This is a genomic window from Pseudomonas sp. NPDC096917, from assembly GCF_044762555.1.
Classification (GTDB): domain Bacteria; phylum Pseudomonadota; class Gammaproteobacteria; order Pseudomonadales; family Pseudomonadaceae; genus Aquipseudomonas.
On record NZ_JBIWEO010000007.1, the window covers coordinates 128,141 to 144,392 of the forward strand.

The following is a 16,252-nucleotide window of genomic DNA, read 5'->3' on the forward strand; positions in this document are numbered from 1 at the left end:
AATGCGAATCAGTTGCATTGACTACAACGAGACGAATGACCCACGGGCATCGAGTAAAAAAAAGACTCAACTAATTAAGAATGACCAGCGCCGGGTATTCCGAGATGTGGCTTGAGGTGATGTGCGCCAGGGAACGCACGATGTCCAGCGGTTGATCGAGACGGTAGTTTCCGGTCACGGTCACGTTGCCCAGTTTCCCGTTGGTGTTGACGATCCAGCCAGGGTAATAGCGCCGCACTTCATCCAGTACTTTGCTCATGGGGCAGTTCTCAAACACCAGTCGCCCTTGAACCCAGGCCAGGTCAGTCTGAGGGTTGAGCTTGGTGGGGCGGCTGAAACCGTTGGGGCCAATGCTGACGCTGTTACCGGCCGACAAACGCATTTGTGCGCCGGCACTGCTCACTCGCAAATCAACATTACCGCGCTGCACGCGAACCTGTGCTTCGCCATTGAGGTAACTCACGGCAAAAGCGGTATCGCGCACACTGACGCGCACCGGCCCGGCATCCAGAACCATCGGAAACTCAAGATTGGCCGGGATCTCAAAAAACGCTTCGCCCTGATATAGGCGGGCGCTGGATTGAGCGTTGACCACTTTGCTGGAAAATGCCGAATTGGTATTGAGCAGCACTTTTGAGCCGTCTTCGAGTTGCAGGCGCTGGCGCTCGCCTACCACGGTCAGGTGATCCGCTTGCAGGCGTAACGGCACATTGCTGTAACCCCCGACCGTCAGCACCAGCACAGCCGCCGCAGCCACGTGTTTCCAGTGCCGACTGATGCGGCGTAACAGGCCAGGCGGGCGAGGGGGGTGCAGGGTTTGGGCTGCCTCCCGCACCGGTTGTCCGTTCCAGAGGGTGTGGGCCTTGGCAAAGGCTTGGGCATGCGCCGGATCGGCGTTCAGCCAGGTGTTGAAATCGGTTTTTTGTTCGTCGCTCGCACACTCAAGGGTAATCAGCCAGTCCAGAGCCTGATCCATGGCGCTGTCTTGCAGCACCTTGTGCGCCGGTTCAGGCGCAGCAGATTTGTGAGTGTCCGTCACGGGTGTTCCTTGGCAGTTTCAGGGCTGGCTTGCGAGCATCGGCGCTAAAGATTAAGGCCGATTAAGCCTGTCGGCTACCCCGATGCAGATTGCCATTATCAATTTCAGTTCCTTCTGAACCGTACTCAATGAGACGTCAAGCTCTTGGGCAATCTCTTGATAACTGCAGCCATGCAGACGGCTGAGAATAAAAATACGCTGTTGGCGTGCGCTCAACTGGCTCAGGCTCACACTCAAACGCTCCAGTAATTGCGCGGCTTGATGGGCCTCTTCCGGGGTGCTGAGCGGGGAGGCGATCCCTTCAATGACTTCCATCGGTACATCGTCAACCACCGTGCACGCCTGAATACGACGGGCACGCAGATGATCGAGCGCCAGATTGCGCGCGGTCTGGAACACAAACGGTTCCAGGTGCTCGACTGTGCGCTCGCTCAAGGCGCGGGTAACTCGCAGGTAGGTCTCTTGCAGCAGATCCTCAGCGGTGCTGGGGTTGTGCACCATCCGCTGCAGGGTGCGCAGCAAGGTGACTCGCTGGGTAAGGAAGACTTGATTGAAGTGGGACTGACTCACAGTGCTACCCGACCGATTTTTAGCGAATGATAATGCTTATCATCTGTGCGTGTGGTCAAGTGATGTTTTGGATTTGTTGGATGAGTCCTCTCAGGCTGCGATCTCTTGATCTGCAAAATCAAAAGATCGCCGGGCAAACTCGCTCCTGCAGCGATTTTCGGTCAGTGTTTTAAACTCGCCCTTTCAAATACGCGCTGTAATCCGGGATACGGTGCTCGTGAGGTTGGCCCATCAATGGACTGCTGAGCAAATAGTCAGCTGTACATTCATTGCTCGCCACTGGAATGTTCCACACCGCAGCTACTCGCAGCAGGGCCTTGATGTCTGGGTCGTGGGGCTGTGGCTCGAACGGGTCCCAGAAAAACACCAGCATGTCGACTTTCTGCTCAGCGATCCGTGCGCCAACCTGCTGATCGCCGCCCAATGGGCCGCTGATCATGCTTTCAATCGGTAACCCCAGGCGTTGGCTTAACAGCAGGCCAGTAGTGCCGGTGGCGCACAGTTCGTGCTGACTGAGTTGCGCCTTGTGGCGTTCGGCCCAGTCCAGCAGGAAACCCTTGCAGTGATCGTGGGCCACCAGGGCAATGCGCTTGCGCGCTGCCAAGGTCGCCGTGGTGAAGCTGATACCGATCATCGCGTTACTCCGCGTTGTTCAGCGCCAGGCAGTTATCGAGCATACGGTTGGAGAAGCCCCACTCATTGTCGTACCACGCCAGCACTTTCAGTAGTTTGCCGCTGACCTTGGTGTGATTGGCGTCGAAGATCGACGAAAGCGGGTTGTGATTAAAGTCGCTGGAAACCAGTGGCAGGCTGTTGTAGCCCAGCACTTTGGAGTGTTGGCTGGCTTCTTTGAACACGGCGTTGACTTCGGCCGCAGTGACTTCACGCTTGAGCTCAACGGTCAGGTCGACCAGTGACACGTTGATCACTGGCACGCGTACCGCCATGCCGGTCAATTTGCCGGCCAATTCTGGCAGCACCAGGCCCACGGCTTCGGCCGCGCCGGTTTTGCTCGGGATCATGTTATGGGTTGCCGAACGCGCGCGGTACGGATCGGTGTGGTAAACGTCTGTCAGGTTCTGGTCATTGGTGTAGGCATGGATGGTGGTCATCAAGCCGTTTTCAATGCCAAATTCGCGGTTCAGAATTTGCGCGACAGGGGCCAGGCAGTTCGTGGTGCAGGACGCATTGGAAATAATTTGGTGCGATTGGCGCAAAATGTCGTGGTTAACGCCATAGACCACTGTCGCATCGGCATTTTTACCCGGTGCAGAAATAATCACTTTGCGGGCACCAGCCGTGATGTGAGCTTCAGCTTTGCTGCGCTCGGTGAAAAAGCCGGTGCATTCAAATACCACATCAATGTTCAGCGCGGCCCATGGCAATTCAGCCGGGTTACGGATGGCCGTCACCGATATACGGTCACCATTGACGGTCAGACTTTCCTGATCATGTTCAACGTCAGCGTCAAATGTGCCATGAACGGTGTCGTACTTGAGCAGGTGAGCGTTGATCGAACTGTCGCCCAAATCGTTGACGGCGACGATCTGCAAGTCCTGTCGGTAGCCTTGGGTATACAGTGCTCGCAGGACGTTACGCCCGATCCGGCCAAAACCATTGATTGCGATTCGTAGTGTCATGGAAAGCACCTGTCATCAATTTGTTGTTGGAATTACAAGATTATTCTCATAAAAATAGAAAACAAGCCATTTAAGTGGCAATATTTTGTTTTATCTACAACGAGTGACCTGAATCAACGGGTCCAAATGATTGAAGCCGCGTCTGCGAGCCTCAGTCAGCATAGGACACGTACAGGTCGCCACATCCGTTAGCCTGGAGTTCAACACATGCATCCCCGCGTTCTTGAAGTCACCGAGCGTCTTATTGCCCGCAGTCGTGCAACTCGCGAGGCTTACCTGGCGCTTATTCGCGGTGCAGCCAGCGACGGCCCGCAACGCGGCAAGCTGCAATGTGCCAACTTCGCCCATGGCGTGGCCGGGTGTGGCACGGAAGATAAAAACAGCCTGAAACTGATGAACGCTGCCAACGTGGCAATTGTTTCGTCATATAACGACATGCTCTCGGCGCATCAGCCCTACGAGCACTTCCCTGAGCAAATCAAACAAGCGCTGCGTGAAATGGGCTCCGTGGGCCAGTTCGCCGGTGGCACGCCCGCCATGTGCGATGGTGTGACCCAAGGCGAAGCGGGGATGGAACTGAGCCTGTTGAGCCGCGAAGTGATCGCGCTGTCGACTGCCGTCGCGCTGTCGCACAACATGTTTGATGCCGCGCTGATGTTGGGGATCTGCGACAAGATCGTACCGGGCCTGTTGATGGGCGCGCTGCGCTTTGGCCATCTGCCCACGATCTTTGTACCGGGCGGGCCAATGCCGTCAGGCATTTCCAACAAGGAAAAAGCCGACGTACGCCAACGTTACGCCGAAGGCAAAGCCAGCCGTGAAGAGCTGCTGGAATCGGAAATGAAGTCCTATCACAGCCCTGGCACTTGCACGTTTTATGGCACCGCCAACACCAACCAATTGCTGATGGAAGTGATGGGCCTGCACTTGCCGGGCGCGTCTTTCGTCAATCCTTATACGCCACTGCGCGATGCGCTGACGCGTGAAGCTGCGCATCAAGTGACCCGCCTGACCCAGCAAAATGGCGACTTCATGCCGCTGGGCGAGATCGTGGATGAGCGTTCACTGGTCAACTCCATCGTCGCGCTGCATGCCACCGGCGGATCCACCAACCACACCTTGCACATGCCCGCGATTGCCATGGCGGCCGGTATTCAACTGACCTGGCAAGACATGGCCGACCTGTCCGAGGTGGTGCCAACCCTGTCCCATGTGTATCCAAACGGCAAAGCCGACATTAACCACTTCCAGGCTGCGGGCGGTATGGCGTTCCTGATTCGTGAGTTGCTTGAGGCCGGCCTGTTGCATGAAAACGTCAACACCGTGGTCGGTCATGGTCTGAGCCGCTACACCCGTGAACCGTTCCTCGTGGATGGCAATCTGGTGTGGCGTGATGGCCCGATTGAAAGCCTCGACGAATCGATCCTGCGCCCGGTGGCCCGTGCCTTTTCGCCTGAGGGCGGGCTTCGGGTGATGGAAGGTAACCTGGGACGCGGGGTGATGAAGGTCTCGGCGGTTGCGCCAGAGCACCAGATTGTTGAAGCCCCGGCGCGGGTTTTCCAGGACCAGCAGCAACTGGCCGACGCCTTTAAGGCCGGTGAACTGGAGCACGACTTTGTCGCGGTCATGCGCTTTCAGGGCCCGCGTTCGAACGGCATGCCTGAGTTGCACAAAATGACCCCGTTCCTCGGCGTCTTGCAGGATCGCGGCTTCAAAGTGGCGCTGATTACCGACGGTCGCATGTCCGGCGCGTCGGGCAAAATCCCGGCAGCCATTCATGTCAGCCCCGAAGCGTCGATTGGTGGCGCACTGGCGCGGGTCCAGGACGGCGATCTGATTCGGGTCGATGGTGTTAAAGGTACGTTGCAACTGCTGGTAGATGAGGCAGAATTCGCGGCACGCACTCCGGCCGTCGGCACCTTGAGTAATGCCGTCGGTACGGGGCGTGAATTGTTTGCGTTTATGCGCCAGGCCTTCAGTTCGGCTGAGCAGGGCGCGAGTACCTTTACCTGCGCTCTGGAAAACCTTAAATGAAGCTCGCCCTCGTCGGTGATATTGGTGGCACCAACGCCCGTTTTGCGCTGTGGGAAGACGATCAACTACGTTGCGTCAACGTACTGGCCACTGCCGATTACGCGTGTCCGGAAGACGCGATCAAGGTCTACCTCAAAGGTCTGGACATCAGCCTTGGGGCTGTCGGTTCGGTGTGCCTGTCGGTGGCCGGGCCAGTGGGCGGCGATGAGTTTCGTTTTACCAATAACCATTGGCGCTTGAGCCGCACGGCGTTTTGCAAAACATTGCTCGTCGACCATTTGCTGTTGATCAATGACTTCAGCGCAATGGCCTTGGGCATGACTCGCCTTGAGCCCGAAGATGTGCTTCAAGTATGCCCTGGCATTGCCGATCCGGCACGCCCTGCGGTGGTGATCGGGCCGGGCACAGGGCTTGGCGTGGGCACCTTGCTCAATCTGGGCGAGGCGCAATGGATGGCCTTGCCGGGGGAGGGCGGCCACGTCGATCTGCCGATGAGCAATCCGCGCGAGGTTCGACTGTGGCAGCACATCTACAATGAAATCGGCCATGTCAGTGCCGAAAGTATTTTGAGTGGCAGCGGCCTGCCACGCGTCTATCGCGCAATCTGCGCGGTCGATGGGCATACTCCAGTGCTGGACAGCGACCGTGCTATTACCGCAGCAGCGCTGAGCGGTGATCCGGTGGCATTACAGGTGCTGGAGCATTTCAGTTGCTGGCTGGGGCGTGTCGCGGGCAACAACGTATTAACCGTCGGTGGGCGTGGCGGGGTGTACATTGTCGGCGGCGTGGTACCGCGCTTTGCCGATATTTTCTTGAGCAGCGGATTTGCCAGAAGCTTTGCTGATAAGGGTTGCATGAGTGACTACCTCAAGGGCATCCCGGTATGGCTGGTGACGGCACCGTACCCAGGTTTGATGGGGGCTGGCGTGGCGTTACAGCAAGCATTCGGATGAGGCGATTGGCTGTCTGTGGGCGCGAGCTTGCCTTGTGGTCTTTCGATCTTTAAAAGATCGTGAGACAAGCCCCCTCGACACGTCATTGCTGACTCATAACAACAAAAAGGATCAACACCTGTGGGTACCCCCGGCAAATCCATTTTGCTGGTCGACGATGACCAGGAAATTCGAGAGCTTCTCGATATTTATCTCACGCGTGCCGGTTTTCAGGTGCGTACGGTGGGCGATGGGGCTGGTTTTCGGCAGGCACTCGATGAGGCCGCGAGTGATTTATTGATCCTGGATGTGATGTTGCCCGACGAAGACGGCTTTAGCCTGTGTCGCTGGGTGCGCCAACACCCGCGTTTCGCACAGACGCCCATCATCATGCTCACCGCCAGTTCCGACGAAACCGACCGGGTCATCGGCCTGGAACTGGGCGCCGACGATTATTTGGGCAAGCCTTTCAGCCCCCGTGAACTTCAGGCGCGTATCAAGGCATTGCTGCGCCGCGCACAGTTTTCCAGTGCGGGCGCCGGCAACGAAATCATGGCCTTCGACGAATGGCGGCTGAACACCGTGACCCATCGCCTGTTTCATATCGATGGTGAAGAGGTGATTTTGTCCGGGGCCGACTTCGCCCTGCTCAAACTGTTTCTGGATAACCCGCAACATATCCTTGATCGCGACACCATTGGCAACGCGACCCGTGGACGCGATCTGATGCCACTCGACCGCATTGTCGACATGGCTGTCAGCCGTTTACGCCAACGCCTGCGAGACACCGATAAGCCGCCGCGTCTTATTCGCACTATCCGTGGCAGTGGTTATCAGTTGGCGGCTCAGGTCACGGTCGGAAATGGCCATTAAGGCTCTGCGCAACTTTCGCCTGCCCCGTTCATTGCTCGGTCGGATGCTGCTACTGACCTTGCTTGCCATTTTGCTGGCGCAGACCCTGTCGAGTGCTATCTGGCTGTCGCAACTGCGCACCACGCAACTTGAGGGGCTGGTGAACAGTGCGCGCAGCATGGCGCATTCGATGAATGCGACGGTGACGTATTTACGCTCCTTGCCGCTGGCGTATCGTCCGCTGGTGCTGGATCAGATGCGCAGCATGGGCGGTACGCGCTTTGTCGTGAGCCTCAATGACAAGCCGCTGGAAATGCAGGTGCTGGAGCCTACCCCACGCAAACAGGCGGTCATCGACGCCGTCGATCAAGTATTGCGCCAGTCGCTGGGGCCAGATGTCGACATGTCGGTTAAATTTGTCAGCCCCCAGGACCTGCGCATCTTCAACGCAGGCCTTAAGCTCGACGAACTACCGCGCTCCTGGGCGCATTTTGCCTTGACCCTCGAACCCGTTAATCCGCCCGTGCTGGTGACTCAGATCAAGATGGCCCAAGGGGAGTGGCTGTACATCGCCTCGCTGCTGCCGCAGCCCTACACCAGTCTTGAAGAAGAAGGGCTGCCTGCCTTGCAGGTGTGGTTTATCGTGCTCAGCAGTATCTTTTTGCTGTTGTTTATTGGCGTGTTGGTGCACTGGCAAAGCCGCCCGCTCAAGCGTCTGGCCAAGGCTGCGCGCGACATGTCATTGGGGGAGGACGACGTCCAGCCCGTCGAAATCGCAGGCGGCAGTGAAGTGGTTGAGGTCGGGCGGGCCTTGAACACCATGCGCGCCCGCATCAGCCGTTACCTGACTGAGCGGGGGCAATTGTTCAGTGCCATTTCCCATGACTTGCGCACGCCCATCACCCGCTTGCGGCTGCGGGTTGAATTGCTGGATGACGAACAGTTGCAATACAAGTTTGGTCGCGACCTGGATGAGCTTGAAATGCTGGTCAAAGGCGCCTTGCAGTGCGTCAAAGACACCGATATTCACGAAAACATCGAGCCGGTGGACCTCAATACGCTGCTGGATTGTCTGATCGAGCCTTACCTGCATCCGCAGGGCAATGGTCGCGTGACCTTGCAGGGGCGGGCAGTCAGCACCTACTCAGGCAAGTCGCTGGCCTTGCGTCGCTGTATGGGCAACCTGATTGATAATGCCCTCAAGTACGGTAAATACGCGCACCTGTGCATTGAGGACAATAAACATGCCTTTACCTTGACTGTGGACGATGAGGGGCCGGGCGTCCCTGAGCAGCGCCTGGAGCAGGTCTTTGAACCCCATTTTCGTCTGGCCGGGCAACAACAGGGCTACGGCCTTGGCTTGGGTATTGCGCGCAGCATTGCCCACAGTCATGGCGGTGAAGTGAGTTTGCAAAACCTGCGTACGGGTGGTTTGCGGGTTACTTTGTACTTGCCGCGAAATGTCGACTGATTGACAGGCTGGCTTGCTCGGCGCTGATGGGCAACACCGGTTCCTGGTGCGGGTCTGCAACCTCTTCAATGGCAGGCTTCAACTCACGGGTTTTGCGCATCGCTGCCTTGATGCGGTTTTCACGCACGCGTCGGCTGGTTTGGCTGAAGTGCAACTGCAATTTCTCCATGGCGACGTCATACGGGTCATTGCACAGCGTTAACTGCCGCTCGCGTTCCAGCAGTGCCATTTGCTTGGCCTCTTCATCTCCGTAACGATCAACACGAAAACTCTTGCTCAGGTTGTAGCCATGTATGCGCGTCGTTGCGCGCCAGTAATCGATCTGGTTGGACTTGACCCGATACACCCCAGCGTGGCCGCTGGTGTTGTGAGGCATTAGACGCTGACGGTTTTCATAAGTGAAAGACAGCGGCATTTTCAGTACCAGTTGGTTACGCAGGGTTTCAGCGGCTTCCAGAGCTGCTATCTCTCCGCCGTACTCGGCAAAGTCAAAAACGTGCATGTGCACTTTGCCTGAGCGTTGGATATCCACTTTCCAGGCGCAGGGCCGGCCGTTCTTATCTTTAATGGGATGAATAAAGCAATGATTGCGAGTCGTTAAATTGCGTTCTGGCATGGGTCAAATCTCCTGAAGGGTGTCGGCATCCGTTCTTTTATCGTGACGATGAGAAGCAGACTCGCTGATGTTATTTGCGGGTACAACGTGGGAAAACGACTTCGGGATGCGTCCTACAGCTAACGCGGAAAATACCTTATGTGGGGGTGAGCCCAATGATGAGGGCGCATAGGAACACTGACTCCGGCCATACTGAAATATCGCTGGAGACGTCTATTGTTATGCTTCTAATGTCACCAATCGGTGACATATCAACATCCGTTCGTTACGTGTGCCCTGTGGGGCGTGGATACACTCTTTAGCAGCGCAAGCAAAAAGACTTGCACAGCTATAACAACAATAAAGGTCATCACATGAATTCATTCAATCGCCTCGCCGTTGTCATATCTCTTGCAACTCTTTTCCCTCTGAACACCTATGCAGCCGACTCCAAAGGTACGGTTGAAGTGGTGCATTGGTGGACGTCCGGTGGCGAAAAGGCGGCCGTCGATGTGCTGAAGGATCAAGTCGAGAAAGACGGCTTTACCTGGAAAGACGGCGCCGTTGCCGGTGGTGGCGGTGCTACCGCGATGACCGTGCTCAAAAGCCGTGCTGTCGCTGGCAACCCTCCAGGCATGGCGCAGATCAAAGGTCCGGACATCCAGGAGTGGGCCTCCACCGGGCTGCTCGACACAGATGTTCTGAAGAACGTTGCCAAAGAAGAAAAGTGGGACAGCCTGCTCGACAAGAAAGTCTCCGACACGGTGAAGTACCAGGGTAACTACGTGGCCGTGCCGGTGAACATTCACCGTGTGAACTGGCTGTGGATCAACCCGCAAGTTTTCAAAGAAGCCGGTATCGAAAAACCACCTGCCACCCTTGAAGAATTCTACGCCGCCGGTGACAAGCTCAAGGCCGCGGGCTTCATTGCGCTCGCCCACGGTGGCCAGCCTTGGCAGGACAGCACCGTTTTTGAAGCCGTGGTGCTCTCGGTGATGGGGGTTGATGGCTACAAGAAAGCCTTGGTCGACCTCGATGAAGCGGCGCTGACCGGTCCTGAAATGGTCAAGGCGCTGACCGAGTTGAAGAAAGTGGCGACCTACATGGACGTCGACGGCAAAGGTCAGGACTGGAACCTCGAAGCTGCCAAGGTCATCAATGGCAAGGCTGGCATGCAGATCATGGGTGACTGGGCTAAGAGCGAATGGACCGCTGCCAAGAAGGTCGCCGGCAAGGACTATGAGTGCGTAGCGTTCCCGGGCACCGACAAAGCGTTTACCTATAACATCGATTCCCTGGCGGTGTTCAAGCAAAAAGACCCAGGTACGGCTGCGGGTCAGCAGGACATTGCCAAAGTCGTGCTGGGGGAAAACTTCCAGAAAGTCTTCAGCACCAACAAAGGCTCGATCCCGGTTCGAGTCGACATGCTCAAAGACATGGGCAAATACGGGTTTGACGCGTGCGCTCAGACCGCCGCCAAAGACTTCCTGACAGACGCCCAGACCGGTGGCCTGCAACCAAGCATGGCGCACAACATGGCGACCACACTGGCTGTGCAGGGTGCGTTCTTTGACGTAGTCACCAACTACATCAACGACCCGAAAGCCGACCCGGCCGATACCGCCAAGAAGCTTGGCGCGGCGATCAAGTCCGCCAAGTAACTGCTAGCGCTGCAGCCCTCTGTGGGCGCGGGTAACCCTCGCTCCCACAGCAGTGGCCTTGCAGTCTTTATCTCCTGCACGGATTTTCTCCATGAGTTCTGTTGCTGTGTTCAGGAAAGCCTCCCCCTTCGATGCCTTGCAGCGCTGGTTACCAAAATTGGTAATGGCGCCCAGCATGTTCATCGTTCTGGTGGGCTTCTATGGCTACATCCTGTGGACGTTTGTTCTTTCGTTCACCAATTCGACGTTCTTGCCGACTTACCAGTGGGTAGGCCTGGCGCAATATCAGCGCTTGTTCGACAACGACCGCTGGTGGGTGGCGAGCAAGAACCTGGCCGTATTCGGCAGCATGTTTATCGGCATCACCCTGGTGATTGGTGTCACGCTGGCGGTATTCCTCGATCAGCGCATCCGCCGTGAAGGGTTCATTCGCACTATTTACCTGTACCCGATGGCGCTCTCGATGATCGTCACCGGGACCGCCTGGAAGTGGCTGCTCAACCCTGGCATGGGGCTGGACAAGCTGCTGCGTGACTGGGGTTGGGAAGGGTTTCGTCTGGACTGGCTGATCGATCCTGACCGCGTGGTGTATTGCCTGGTCATCGCGGCTGTCTGGCAAGCCTCCGGCTTTATCATGGCGATGTTCCTCGCAGGCCTTCGCGGGGTTGATCAATCGATCATTCGTGCGGCCCAGATCGATGGTGCGAGCTTGCCGCGCATCTACTGGAAAGTCGTCCTGCCAAGCCTGCGCCCGGTGTTCTTCAGTGCAGTGATGATCCTGGCACACATCGCGATCAAGAGTTTTGATCTGGTGGCGGCGATGACCGCCGGAGGCCCGGGCTACTCGTCCGACCTGCCTGCCATGTTCATGTATTCCTTCACCTTCAGCCGCGGTCAGATGGGCGTGGGTTCGGCCAGTGCGATTCTGATGCTCGGTGCGATTCTCGCGATCATCGTGCCTTACCTGTACTCCGAGCTAAGGACCAAGCGCAATGAATAGTCTTGTCGGCAAACGCTCAATTAGCCTGAGCCGCATCGCCATCTATGCGGTGCTGATCTTCGCCGTATTGCTGTACCTGGTGCCTTTGGTAGTGATGCTGCTGACCAGCTTCAAGACCCCGGAAGACATCAGCACCGGTAACTTGCTGAGCTGGCCAACGGTGGTCACCGGCATTGGCTGGGTCAAGGCCTGGGCCACAGTCGACGGTTACTTCTGGAACTCGATCAAGATCACCGTCCCGGCGGTGCTGATCTCCACCGCCATTGGCGCATTGAACGGTTACGTGTTGTCGATGTGGCGTTTTCGCGGTTCGCAGCTGTTCTTTGGTCTGTTGCTGTTTGGCTGCTTCCTGCCGTTTCAGACTGTGCTGCTGCCAGCCTCGTTTACCCTCGGCAAGATGGGCCTGGCCAGCACGACCACCGGCTTGGTGTTCGTGCACATCGTCTATGGCCTGGCGTTTACTACACTGTTCTTTCGCAACTACTACGTCAGCATTCCCGATGCACTGGTGAAGGCGGCACGCTTGGATGGTGCGGGATTCTTTACGATCTTCCGTCTGATCATTCTGCCTATGTCGACCCCCATCATCATGGTGTGCCTGATTTGGCAGTTCACCCAGATTTGGAATGACTTCCTCTTCGGCGTGGTGTTTTCCAGTGGTGACTCGCAGCCCATTACCGTGGCGCTGAACAACCTGGTGAACACCAGCACCGGGGTCAAGGAATACAACGTTGATATGGCAGCGGCGATGATCGCCGGGCTGCCGACCCTGCTGGTCTATGTGGTCGCAGGCAAGTATTTCGTGCGCGGTCTGACGGCCGGCGCGGTCAAGGGGTAATCATGGCAACGCTTGAGCTTCGTAACGTAAACAAGACCTATGGTGCTGGCCTGCCGGACACCCTGAAAAACATTGAATTGTCGATCAAGGACGGCGAGTTTCTGATTCTGGTTGGGCCTTCTGGCTGCGGCAAATCGACCTTGATGAACTGCATTGCGGGTCTGGAGAACATCACTGGCGGCGCGATCATCATTGGCGATGAAGACGTCAGCGGCATGAGTCCCAAGGACCGTGACATCGCCATGGTGTTTCAGTCCTACGCGTTGTACCCAACCATGAGCGTGCGCGAAAACATCGAGTTCGGCCTCAAAATCCGCAAAATGGCGCAGTCGGCCATCGACGAAGAAGTCGCCCGGGTTGCCAAGCTGCTGCAGATCGAACATTTGCTCAATCGCAAGCCGGGTCAGTTGTCTGGTGGCCAGCAACAGCGTGTTGCAATGGGCCGTGCGCTGGCGCGTCGACCCAAGATCTACCTGTTCGACGAACCTTTGTCCAACCTCGACGCCAAACTGCGGGTCGAGATGCGTACTGAAATGAAGCTGATGCACCAACGCTTGAAAACCACCACCGTTTACGTGACCCATGATCAGATCGAGGCCATGACCCTGGGCGACAAAGTGGCGGTCATGAAAGACGGGATCATCCAGCAGTTCGGCACGCCCAAGCAGATCTACAATGATCCGGCCAATCTGTTTGTCGCGAGCTTTATCGGTTCGCCGCCCATGAACTTCATACCGCTGCGCTTGCAACGCAAGGACGGGCGTCTGGTGGCGCTGCTGGACAGTGGCCAGGCGCGCTGTGAATTACCGATGAGCATGAACGACGCCGGTCTTGAAGGCCGTGAGGTGATCCTGGGTCTGCGTCCGGAGCAAATCGTCCTGGCCTCGGCCGAGGTCACGGGCGGGCCGACCATTCGCGCCGATGTACAAGTGACCGAGCCGACTGGCCCGGACACTCTGGTGTTCGTTCAACTGAACGGTACCAAAGTGTGTTGCCGCCTGGCGCCCGATGTTGCACCACAAGCAGGGGAGACCCTGAACCTGCAATTGGATCCGGCTAAAGTGTTGTTGTTCGATGCGCAAACGGGCGAGCGCTTGGGCACAGCCGCTTCGGTGCCTGCACAGGATCGTGCCGACAACGTCGCCCAATTCAAAGGACGTTGAATCTTCCTCTCGGGGAAGGATGTTTCGGATAAAGCAGTAAAGCGCGTTAGACCCAAACAGTTAATAACAATAAAGACGAGGATTTAGGGATGAAAAAGCCACACACCAACACTCGGTTGATCTGCCAGCTGTCAGCGGCTGCCGCGCTTGTTCTTTCTGCCAATGCGATGGCAGACGAAGCATTCAGCGCCGATTCCAAGTGGATGACCGGCGATTGGGGCGGTGAGCGGACCAAGCTCATCGAACAGGGGATCGACATCAAGGCTGATTATGTGGGTGAAGTAGGCGCCAACTTGCATGGTGGCTACAACGACAACAAGACTGCACGCTACAGCGACCAGTTTGGTCTGGGCGTGGCGTTGGACCTGCAAAAACTGTGGGGCTGGGATAATACCCAGGCCAAGATCCAGCTCACCAACCGTAACGGGCAAAACATTTCCAATGACCGTGTTGGCGATCCACGTGCGGGCACCCTGAGTTCCTCCCAGGAAGTCTACGGCCGTGGCCACATGGTGCGTCTGACCCAGTTGTACATCCAACATCAGTTCCTAGATGGAAAACTGGACGTCAAAGCCGGCTATTTTGGTGAAGGCGAAGACTTCAATACCTTCCCGTGTGACTTCCAGAACCTGGCGTTCTGCGGTTCGCAGGTGGGTAACTGGGCCACCAACATCTGGTACAACTGGCCGGTTAGCCAGGCGGCACTGCGTGTGAAGTACAACATCACGCCTGAGTTCTACGCGCAGATCGGTGCGTACAACCAGAATCCGTCACAACTGGAGCACGGCAACGGCTTCAAACTCAGCGGCAGTGGCACCAAAGGCACCGTTTTGCCTGTCGAGCTGGTCTGGTCGCCCAAGGTCAATAACCTGCCTGGCGAATACCGTGTCGGTTACTACAAAAGCACGGCGCCTGCGAACGATCTGCGCGAAGACATCAACGGCAATGACGCGGCCAGCACCGGTCAGAGCTATCGCGTACATGACAGCAAGCACGGCTACTGGTTTGTGGTTCAGCAACAACTCACCAGCCACAACGGTGATGCGACCCGCGGCTTGAATATCGCAGCCAACGCGACCTTCCACGACAAGGCCACCAACATCGTCGATAACTACCAGTCGCTGATGTTTGTGTACAAAGGCCCGTTCGATGCACGTCCAAAAGATGACGTCGGCATTGGCTTTGCCCGTATCCATGTCAACGACGAAGTGAAGAAAAACGCTGAGCTGGCCAACGCTGCCATTGGCGCTACCGACTACAACGATCCGCTGTACTCACCGCTGCGTTCCACCGAGTACAACTACGAAATCAACTACGGCTTCCACGTGACCAATTGGCTTACCGTGCGTCCCAACTTGCAATACATCACTCACCCGGGTGGTGTGGATCAAGTTGACAACGCGTTGGTGGCTGGCCTGAAAATTCAGTCGGTGTTCTAACGTTGTTGCGATAAGCTCCTTTTTGTTGTTCGCATTTTGCGGATAGCCTTGGCTATCCGCTTTTTTGTGTCAGCACTTGCGAGCTTTAACAAGTCTGCGATGGCGGTACATTAGGCGACATGATTTTCAGGACTGCGGCACATGCATGAGCATCCGCTTCACCGTTTTTTTAAATCCAAACGCGAACAGCCGATCTTCCAGTGGGAGCGCTTTCAGCAGCGCGATGTTCTGGTGATCGATCATCCGCATTGCCAAGCGGTGTTCAGTCGTCAGGGGGCGCAATTGCTGCACTTCAAGCCCACCGGACAAAAACCTTGGCTGTGGTGTGCCGCCAAATGGCCGCAGGTCGGGGCGATTCGCGGCGGCGTACCGATTTTTTGGCCGTGGTATGGGCGTCATCCCAGCGAAAATGCCTGGCCGTCCCATGGTTGGGCGCGGCTTATCGACTGGAAACTGCTGGACAGCAGTTCAGATGAAGAGGGCGTCAGCCTGCATTGGCGTTTGCAACTGTGCGATTGGCAGGTGGAGTTGCATGCGCGGCTGGGAGAAGACATGGAGTTGCGTTTGAGCACCGAGCATCAGGACGATGAGCCCTGCCAGGTGAGTCAGGCGTTACGAGCTTATTGGCGTATTGGAGATGTGGCGGAGGTAGCGCTATCCGGTCTTGATGGCGCCCAAGGCTATGATCAGCTCAACCGAGAGGTGTGCCAGCAACAAGGCGAACTGCGCGTCGCGGGCGGTTGCCAGCGGGTGTTCCAGCACGAGGGCGAAATGCAACTCAACGACCACGCCTGGCAGCGTGCCTTGAGTATCGATACGGGGGATCATGCCAACACCGTGATTTGGCATCCCGGCAAACGGCCTTTGCTGGGTGTGAGCTGGAATGAAGTGATGGGCTTTGTGTGTGTTGAGTCCGCAAGTACTGGCACTCAGAGCCAGAGCCTGGCCCCGGGCGAGCGAGCGCATCTGAGCTTGCAGGCGCGGGCGGGGCTGTGTAACGCGTGATGGTTTTGTGCGC

Annotated in this window: 15 protein-coding genes; 10 read left to right on the plus strand and 5 right to left on the minus strand. The window is 56.9% G+C overall.

All coding sequences use genetic code 11. The features are described 5' to 3' along the window. Positions 1–70 precede the first annotated feature (70 nt). From ACIQYF_RS10335 to gap, 4 genes are all read right to left on the minus strand, one after another. On the minus strand, positions 71–1,039 hold the full coding sequence (locus ACIQYF_RS10335; RefSeq protein WP_402860475.1) for a FecR family protein: 969 nt from the start codon (positions 1,037–1,039) through the stop codon (positions 71–73). A gap of 51 nt (positions 1,040–1,090) precedes the next feature. Continuing rightward, a complete protein-coding gene (locus tag ACIQYF_RS10340; protein ID WP_402860478.1) occupies positions 1,091–1,609 on the minus strand; it encodes an RNA polymerase sigma factor in 519 nt (172 codons plus the stop codon). A 169-nt stretch (positions 1,610–1,778) separates the two neighbouring features. Further along, positions 1,779–2,243, minus strand: coding sequence for a methylglyoxal synthase (locus ACIQYF_RS10345; RefSeq protein WP_402860481.1), 465 nt, complete (start codon positions 2,241–2,243; stop codon positions 1,779–1,781). 4 nt (positions 2,244–2,247) lie between these two features. After that, positions 2,248–3,249 (minus strand): type I glyceraldehyde-3-phosphate dehydrogenase, encoded by a 1,002-nt coding sequence (gene gap / locus ACIQYF_RS10350; protein ID WP_402860484.1) that lies wholly within the window; start codon positions 3,247–3,249, stop codon positions 2,248–2,250. A gap of 207 nt (positions 3,250–3,456) precedes the next feature. Here gap and edd point away from each other — a divergent pair, with 207 nt between their 5' ends. From edd to ACIQYF_RS10370, 4 genes are all read left to right on the plus strand, one after another. Then, complete coding sequence (edd, locus tag ACIQYF_RS10355; protein ID WP_402860487.1) at positions 3,457–5,283, plus strand: phosphogluconate dehydratase; 1,827 nt, start codon at positions 3,457–3,459, stop codon at positions 5,281–5,283. Then, a complete protein-coding gene (locus ACIQYF_RS10360) occupies positions 5,280–6,236 on the plus strand; it encodes a glucokinase (RefSeq protein ID WP_402860490.1) in 957 nt (318 codons plus the stop codon). Before edd ends, ACIQYF_RS10360 begins: the two co-directional genes overlap by 4 nt. Positions 6,237–6,356: 120 nt before the next feature. Next, entirely contained in the window at positions 6,357–7,088 is a 732-nt protein-coding gene (locus tag ACIQYF_RS10365; RefSeq protein ID WP_402860493.1) for a response regulator, read from the plus strand. Beyond that, complete coding sequence (locus ACIQYF_RS10370; protein WP_402860496.1) at positions 7,078–8,538, plus strand: ATP-binding protein; 1,461 nt, start codon at positions 7,078–7,080, stop codon at positions 8,536–8,538. Before ACIQYF_RS10365 ends, ACIQYF_RS10370 begins: the two co-directional genes overlap by 11 nt. On the opposite strand, the gene ACIQYF_RS10375 is transcribed toward ACIQYF_RS10370, so the two are convergent. Next, the gene (locus tag ACIQYF_RS10375; protein WP_402860499.1) at positions 8,507–9,154 is read right to left on the minus strand and encodes an AP2 domain-containing protein; all 648 of its coding nucleotides are present in this window, start codon (positions 9,152–9,154) and stop codon (positions 8,507–8,509) included. The genes ACIQYF_RS10370 and ACIQYF_RS10375 overlap by 32 nt on opposite strands. 353 nt (positions 9,155–9,507) lie before the next feature. Between ACIQYF_RS10375 and ACIQYF_RS10380 the strand changes: the two genes are divergently transcribed. The 6 genes from ACIQYF_RS10380 to ACIQYF_RS10405 all read left to right on the plus strand — a co-directional run bounded on the left by ACIQYF_RS10380 (position 9,508) and on the right by ACIQYF_RS10405 (position 16,239). Then, positions 9,508–10,794 carry an ABC transporter substrate-binding protein gene (locus tag ACIQYF_RS10380; protein ID WP_402860502.1) on the plus strand — a complete coding sequence of 429 codons (1,287 nt, stop codon included), beginning with the start codon at positions 9,508–9,510 and terminating at the stop codon, positions 10,792–10,794. 91 nt (positions 10,795–10,885) lie between these two features. Beyond that, positions 10,886–11,794 carry a carbohydrate ABC transporter permease gene (locus ACIQYF_RS10385; RefSeq protein WP_402860505.1) on the plus strand — a complete coding sequence of 303 codons (909 nt, stop codon included), beginning with the start codon at positions 10,886–10,888 and terminating at the stop codon, positions 11,792–11,794. Continuing rightward, the gene (locus ACIQYF_RS10390) at positions 11,787–12,632 is read left to right on the plus strand and encodes a carbohydrate ABC transporter permease (RefSeq protein WP_402860508.1); all 846 of its coding nucleotides are present in this window, start codon (positions 11,787–11,789) and stop codon (positions 12,630–12,632) included. The genes ACIQYF_RS10385 and ACIQYF_RS10390 overlap by 8 nt, the downstream gene beginning before the upstream one ends. Positions 12,633–12,634: 2 nt before the next feature. After that, positions 12,635–13,795 (plus strand): ABC transporter ATP-binding protein, encoded by a 1,161-nt coding sequence (locus ACIQYF_RS10395; protein WP_402860511.1) that lies wholly within the window; start codon positions 12,635–12,637, stop codon positions 13,793–13,795. An 89-nt stretch (positions 13,796–13,884) separates the two neighbouring features. Further along, positions 13,885–15,234 (plus strand): carbohydrate porin, encoded by a 1,350-nt coding sequence (locus ACIQYF_RS10400; protein ID WP_402860514.1) that lies wholly within the window; start codon positions 13,885–13,887, stop codon positions 15,232–15,234. Between the two features lie 141 nt (positions 15,235–15,375). After that, a complete protein-coding gene (locus ACIQYF_RS10405) occupies positions 15,376–16,239 on the plus strand; it encodes a D-hexose-6-phosphate mutarotase (RefSeq protein ID WP_402860517.1) in 864 nt (287 codons plus the stop codon). Positions 16,240–16,252: the final 13 nt, after the last annotated feature.